The organism is Nostoc sp., from assembly GCF_041747015.1.
Lineage (GTDB): Bacteria > Cyanobacteriota > Cyanobacteriia > Cyanobacteriales > Nostocaceae > Nostoc.
Window position 1 is genome coordinate 33,580 of the sequence record NZ_JBGTFY010000107.1, and the last position, 6,916, is coordinate 40,495.

Consider the following 6,916-nt stretch of genomic DNA (forward strand, 5'->3'; position numbering starts at 1 on the left):
AATTCCCTATGTCCTATGCCTAGATTTTCAATTGCCTAAACTCGTGCTAATACTGGCTGACTGACGGCTACGCTGACTGAATTTGATTCTGACTCAGTACAGTAGATTTCGCAGGAGTTATTGGGACTTTCAATCAGTTTCACTTTGTAAAGTTTAGCTCCCAATTCCTGAATAGGCGATCGCACTAAATTACTAATGTAAAGTGCGATATTCTCAGCAGTGGGTACAACTTCAGCAAAGTAAGAAATGTCTTTGTTTAAAAAGGTGTGATCGAATGGCTCTAACACATAATCTTCTACCACTTGATTCAAAGCACCTAAATCGACAATCATGCCAGTGCGTGGGTCAATTTCCCCTTTGACAGTGACTTCTAGATGATAATTGTGTCCGTGACCGTTGGGACGAGCGCACTTACCATAAATTTCAGTATTTTCTTCGTTACTGAGGTTCGGATGAGCTAACCGATGGGCGGCGCTAAAGTGAGTACTGATAGTGAGATAGGCTTCCATTGCGTTTCCCATATAATCTGCCCAAAGTTCAGGATGTTCAAACAACTGCACACGGACTAGAGGCAAATGCGGTGCTAGCCGTTGCCAGATAATCCGTGCAATATTCTCAGTAGTGGGCAGAGTTTCTTGAAATTCTGTCCACACATCGTTGAGATAAGAAAAGTCTAATTGACTGGTAACTTCCCGTTTAATTACGTGTTTCACATCAGACAAGTTCAGCACCATGCCATATTTATCCAATTCCCCAGCTAGGGAGATAAATAAGACATAATTATGTCCGTGTCCCGGAAATCTAGAGCAAGCACCAAATTTCTCAATATTCTCAGCTTCACTCAGTTCTGGCAACCAATAGCGATGACTTGCCGAAAACTGGGCACGGCGATTAACAATACATTGCATGAGTACACTAGGAGCAGAATTTAAAATTTCTTAATCTTTCTCCGCTTCCAGGATAAACTAATTCCTAAGTTACGTGTTATCCGTCCTTAGTCATCCAGCGAAATTCATCCATGCCCCATACCCAATATACTATTAACTATTTACAGACTGTTGCGCCTCACAGTGTAATCTCGTAGCTATGCGGAATAGTTCTTGACCTGTGTGCAAATAACGTTCATCGTAGCTCAAAGGAAAATAAGCCAACTCTTCGAGCCCATCTGCTGCTTGATCGAGGCTGTAGTAGAGGTGAGCTGCTGTTCTTGCTAAACTGGGAGGATTCGGCAATGAGCGAAAAGTAATTTGTGCTTGCTTGAGGTCATCTTTACAGGTTTTTAAGTATTCCTGAAATTCATCTAACAACTCATCATCAAAGGGATCAGCGGCTAATTGCTCCATTTGTTCTTCTAGAGAATAAAGAATGTTACAAAGGAAGCGATTTACTGGTTGGTAAACTTGGCGCAGCCATTCTTCAACTTGCTCGTCAACTTCCCGTCCGGTTTTTCGTCTTGTCTGGTAATGCTTTTGCGCTGATGCTGTACGCTGTTGGCGATCGCTATTTAATTTTTGAGAGTTATCTTGCAGTTGTTCGTCATAATTACGGCGATTTTGGTTGTCACCTAAAACCTCATAAGCTGCATTGATGCGGATAATCTGCTCGTGATCGGCTGTTTCCTCGTTACTGTCAGGGTGAAACAACTTAACCAAGCGGCGATAAGCTTGCTTAATCTCCGCAAGGCTTGCACTTGGACTAACTTTGAGCGTTTCGTAGTGGTTAGAAACGTGCTTAGAATTGATCATTAATTCAATGTATCGTTAACTAACGCTAGCGGCTACCCTTGCCTCCAGGTCTTGGAACAACGGTGTACTCAAATACCTCTCACCAAAACTGGGCTGAATCACCACAATTAAACGTCCCTTATTTTCTTGACGTTGAGCAACACGAATGGCTGCACATAAAGCTGCTCCACTGGAAATGCCAGATAGTAGTCCTTCTTCTCTTGCCAAACGCCGACCATAAGCGATCGCCTCTTCATCGGTGACGGTAATCACTTCATCAATCAATTTAATCTTTAGTACTTGTGGAATAAACCCAGCCCCAATTCCCTGAATTTTGTGAGAACCTGGTGATCCCCCAGATAAAACTGGGCTATTGGCTGGTTCAACAGCGATCGCCTTACAACTAGGCTTGCGTGCTTTTATCACTTCTGCTATACCAGTGATCGTACCACCTGTACCCACTCCTGCCACAATCATATCTACTTGTCCATCGGTATCTTCCCAAATTTCAATGGCTGTAGTTTCCCGATGCACTTTTGCATTAGCCGGATTGCGGAACTGCTGCAACATATAAGTATTTGGTGTACTATTTACTATCTGCTGTGCCCGCCCAATCGCCCCACTCATCCCTTCCATTCCTGGTGTTAGTTCCAGTTCTGCTCCATAAGCCCGCAACATTGCTCGTCGCTCTCCACTCATCGTCTCTGGCATTGTCAAAATTAACCGATAACCTTTAGCTGCTGCTACCATTGCTAGGGCAATTCCTGTGTTCCCAGAGGTGGGTTCTACTAACACTGTCTTCCCTGGAGTAATTAGCCCCTCCTCTTCAGCAGCGTTAATCATACTCACCCCAATCCGGTCTTTGACTGATGCCGATGGGTTCATACTTTCCAGTTTCACCACAATGTCAGCAACACATCCTTCCGTTTGGGGAATACGGTTCAACTGCACTAGGGGAGTACGACCAACCAGTTCTGTAATGTTACGAGCAATTCGCATAATTTAGTCCTTAGTTATTAGTTATTAATCCTTGGTCATTAGACAATTCACAACTGAACTAATGACAATTGACTCTTGACTAAATGTAGTACATAATATCCAACTGCTGCCGGGAATCTCGTTTTTCACAGAGATCCTGGAGCGTATATTTTTGTAACACTAAATTTGCGGCGCGACTTGCTTCTTGCCCAATTTCTTCTATGAGAAAACTGTCTACCCTTTTAGAATTAATGTCTTCTTCACAGGCTTGCACCTCTAACCCTTCTAAACATTCCAAAATCTCAAAAAGGATGATTTTCCGAGGTTCTCGCGTTAACAGATAGCCACCTTTTGATCCACGCTGACTCTTAACTATACCTCCACGCCTCAAGGTTGCTAATAGCTGTTCCAGATAGCGATCGGGTATGTTTTGTTGGGCTGCAATTTGTCTAATTTGCTGCGGTTCGCCGCTTTCGTAATGGGTAGCCATCTCTAGTAAGGCCAGAATTGCGTATTCAGATTTACACGATATTTCCACAAGCAGCAATAAGTTAGGAAGGAGTCAGGGTACAGACGCGATTAATCGCGTCTGTACCCTGACTTTTCTATTATACTCCGGTTAAATACTGGGGTTTGCTCCTTGCTGTTGCTGACAAAAAAGCCCCGCCTGATGGCGGGGAGGAAAAAAATTCCAAATTATCGGTAAATAGTCAACAGTCTAGAAGGTGAAAGTTGTTCTGAGCGTACCAATAATCGCATCATCGTTATCGCTGCTCTGACCAGGTGAAGTCAACCAGATTACACCTGGGGTTACAGAGATGTTATCCGACACACGATACTTGTAGAAGCCTTCAAAGTGATAGGGTATATCATTATTACCGCCAAAACCTGGTCGGTTAAAGGAATAGGGTTCTGCACCAGCAAAAATACCTAATACGTTACCCTTTTTACCAAAATCAGGTAAGGCGACTCCAAGACCATAGCTCCAGGCTTCATAATCATCACCTACACCAAAGCCGGTGACATCATGATAAGAGACGAAGCCACTAACTGACAGCTTGTCGCTAGGTCTAAATGCAGCCGACACACCGTAGGAGTTGCTGGCACCAGCACCTAATAAAGTGTTAGCTTGTCCAGTACCTACAGCGACAATTTCTGGGTTTGACGTGGAACCGGAGTTGAATAAAGCACCACCTGCGCTATATCCGTGGACGTAGGTAGCAGCTAAAGCCACGCGATCGCCTACACTAAAGTTTAACTGTCCAAGAGCTGCATAGTTACCGTTGGTCAGACCTTGACCAACACCAGGATTATTAGCTTGCGATGCTAAGTAACCCGCAGTGATTGAACTATTTCCCAGAATGCCGCCACCTTTACCAAGGGGCAGATTGAGCGCTATACCTGCACCGCCACCAATCCGATAGATGGGACTTTCAGAAGCAAAGGTAGACAATGCACCATTACCACCGTCAGTTTTATCGAAAAAGTAAGGGTTATTGACAGCAGCATAATGGCTATGTCGTCCGCCACTACCTGCGAGGTAAACTTGGGCTGGGCCTATGGGAGCTTGATAGGTCAAACGATCTATTTTGACACTGTTGTTACCATCGCCAGCACCAACTTGAAATGTTTGTGTGCCTTCAGCAGTAGTTGGTATACCTTCAACAGCACCTATCTGATTACCAAGGTTATCAAATTGTGTAAAGGCTGTTGCATTCCCTGCTGCGAGACGAGTATGTAAAACATCTCTACCCGTGAAACTGGTTTGCAAGTCTAAACGTACCCGATTTTGGAATACAGTATTATTGTTATCACCAGTGTTACCACCAAAAACATCAGTGACGGCAAAAATAGCTTCACCGACTAGTTTTGTGGTAGTGGAGAACTGATTAGCTTCCAATTCAGCACTCCGCGCTTCTAAAGAATCGACACGACCGCGTAGGGTTGCCAATTCTGCGGAAAATTCTTCTTGCAACCGTTGTAAGGTAGCTAAATCTTGTTTGGTCACCAAGTCAGCTGTTGCTGTTGCAATCAATTCGTTAACCCGATCCAAACAGGCATTTAAACCAGCGGCAAATTCATAACGAGTCAAAGCACGGTTACCGCGATAGGTGGCATTGGGATAACCTGCAATACAACCATAGCGTTCAACCAAAGACTGCAATGCTTGGAATGCCCAGTCGGTAGGTTGTACGTCGGAAAATTGAGAAACCGATGTTACTTGGGACTGCGAGTTATTTTGGTTGCCTTCGTTACTGTAGCGATTAACTTGATCTATCGTTGTTTGAGCCAATATTTCTGGCTGTTGAGCAGCTTCAGTCACAGAAGGTTGCTCGGCTGATGGTATTTCAGTGATTTTGTTTGGTGAAGCAATTGCTGTTGCCGAAACTAACAATGTTGCTCCCAAAACTGCTGGGCTAACCACTAAGGATTTCCACAATAGATTAGACATCTTTTCTTTACTCCTCACACCTTGTTTAGACAATTCTCTTCGTTGCACCTAATTCTCAAAAATGCGACATCTTAGCGAAACCTGTCGATGAGGCATAGCGCCCTATACTATAATTTTAGTTTTTGCAAAGCTAATAAACGATTAACTCAGGGTTAAAAAATTATTTGATTAACTTATGCAAAAACATATCTTTATATCCTAAGATTATAAAACATTTAATTTAGATGGCAAGATTGAAGCGATCGCCTTAGTAACTGTCACACATAGTTATCTGAATATCTAAGTAGGGAGTAAGTTTAGGGCATTCGCTAATCCCTACTCAATAATTTTCGGAGCAAGCACTCTTCACCGGAAGCATCTCAATTTTGCAAACATACCTGACGAATGGAATTCGCGCCTATACAAACGAATTCTGCCCCGTTCACGTAGTATGTTCGATAGGGGGAAGTTCTGAGCCCCCGGACTCCAAGAATTTAAAACCCGCCTACGCTGGTTTTGTTTGTGTACTAGTACAAGATGTCAGAGTAAATCACTTAGTTGATTTGGGAAATCCTCTCAGCTAAATCAAAGTCCTTCTGTGTCAGCCCACCTGCATCATGTGTTGTAAGTGCAATCTTCACTTTGTTATACGAAATCTCTATATCTGGATGATGTCCTGCTGACTCAGCCGGTTCTACCAACTTATTGACAAACTCTATTGCTTGGATAAAATTCTTGAATGTGCGGCTGATTTGCAACTTCGAGTCTTCAACAGTCCAACCTGACAGAACCTTTGCTCGTTCTTGAATTTCCGCTTCAGTCAATAGTTGTGCCATATCAAAAAATTCCTATTTTTTATATAGTTATTACATCTTGGATCTTACAAAGCCAAATCCGTTTTGTTCTCCACACAGAAAGTATGGGAGTATAAGTTGAGGCATAATGCGTGTATGCATATTTAAATCATACTTGGTAGATAGACGCTACTGCTCACATCTGGCCAGTTACCAAGGTTTGATGCAATATATTTTTTTTAAGAAAACTTTAATGCGTTGGCTTTGCCCCGCAGGCATCGTTATCTAAGTTTTCAAAAGTAACCATTGATAAAACAAAAATCACCTATAAACAACTATCCGCTCTAATTCAGATCAGATGATCTAAATTAGAGCGGTCTAGCGGGTCTTCAGGTTGCAACCAGACTGCCGGAAGGAACTCCGAGCTTGCCTAGCTACTTGAGCTTACTTAGTCTCTCAAGATGACTAAAGCTGACTTTTAGAGAACAGCCCCGGCGCACAGCCGGCTAACTGCAACCTGATGACCCATGGTTATACTACTTTCTATCATGGGCATCACCTCCTTGTTGCCTAAGCGGTCTTAGTTTCAAAAGAGCATTTTGCTCTGTGCTTATAATCTTTATCTAATATAACACATAAATTTAGAGAGGTTAACCATATACATAAAAAAATCTCCCACCAAAAGGCAGGAGACTACTGGAGAATGGGGAAGATTAACACCTTCTTGGCTCATAACAAGAAATTATTTAATCTGGGTGGTGTCAATTCTCGCCAACCACAACCCTATTTAGGTTATGGTCGGCTTTTAATATTAGAGAGCGTTACCGCGAGGTAGAACTTCCTCAGGGAATACAAATTGTTCGTGGGGTTGATCTTGAGGAGCCATCCAAGCGCGGATACCCTCATTCAGCAAAATGTTTTTGGTATAGAAAGTTTCAAACTCTGGGTCTTCCGCCGCCCGTAATTCTTGGGAGACGAAATCATAAGCC

The 6,916-nt window shown here is 43.1% G+C and carries 6 protein-coding genes and 1 pseudogene; all 7 read right to left on the reverse strand.

What is annotated here, in order from left to right:
* Positions 1-35: 35 nt before the first annotated feature.
* A complete protein-coding gene (locus ACEW80_RS08240; RefSeq protein WP_373526123.1) occupies positions 36-908 on the reverse strand; it encodes a 6-carboxytetrahydropterin synthase in 873 nt (290 codons plus the stop codon).
* Between the two features lie 132 nt (positions 909-1,040).
* Positions 1,041-1,745: a J domain-containing protein gene (locus tag ACEW80_RS08245; RefSeq protein WP_373526124.1), complete on the reverse strand. Its 705-nt coding sequence runs from the start codon at positions 1,743-1,745 to the stop codon at positions 1,041-1,043.
* Positions 1,746-1,760: 15 nt separating this feature from the next.
* Positions 1,761-2,723, reverse strand: a complete 963-nt coding sequence (gene cysK / locus ACEW80_RS08250) for a cysteine synthase A (RefSeq protein WP_373526125.1) — start codon at positions 2,721-2,723, stop codon at positions 1,761-1,763.
* Between the two features lie 79 nt (positions 2,724-2,802).
* Positions 2,803-3,240 carry an Rrf2 family transcriptional regulator gene (locus tag ACEW80_RS08255; RefSeq protein ID WP_373526126.1) on the reverse strand — a complete coding sequence of 146 codons (438 nt, stop codon included), beginning with the start codon at positions 3,238-3,240 and terminating at the stop codon, positions 2,803-2,805.
* A gap of 180 nt (positions 3,241-3,420) precedes the next feature.
* Positions 3,421-5,154: an iron uptake porin gene (locus tag ACEW80_RS08260; protein WP_373526127.1), complete on the reverse strand. Its 1,734-nt coding sequence runs from the start codon at positions 5,152-5,154 to the stop codon at positions 3,421-3,423.
* A gap of 533 nt (positions 5,155-5,687) precedes the next feature.
* Positions 5,688-5,969, reverse strand: coding sequence for a 4a-hydroxytetrahydrobiopterin dehydratase (locus tag ACEW80_RS08265; protein WP_373526128.1), 282 nt, complete (start codon positions 5,967-5,969; stop codon positions 5,688-5,690).
* Positions 5,970-6,738: 769 nt separating this feature from the next.
* Positions 6,739-6,916: pseudogene (locus ACEW80_RS08270) on the reverse strand (photosystem II D2 protein (photosystem q(a) protein)); the annotation flags it as partial.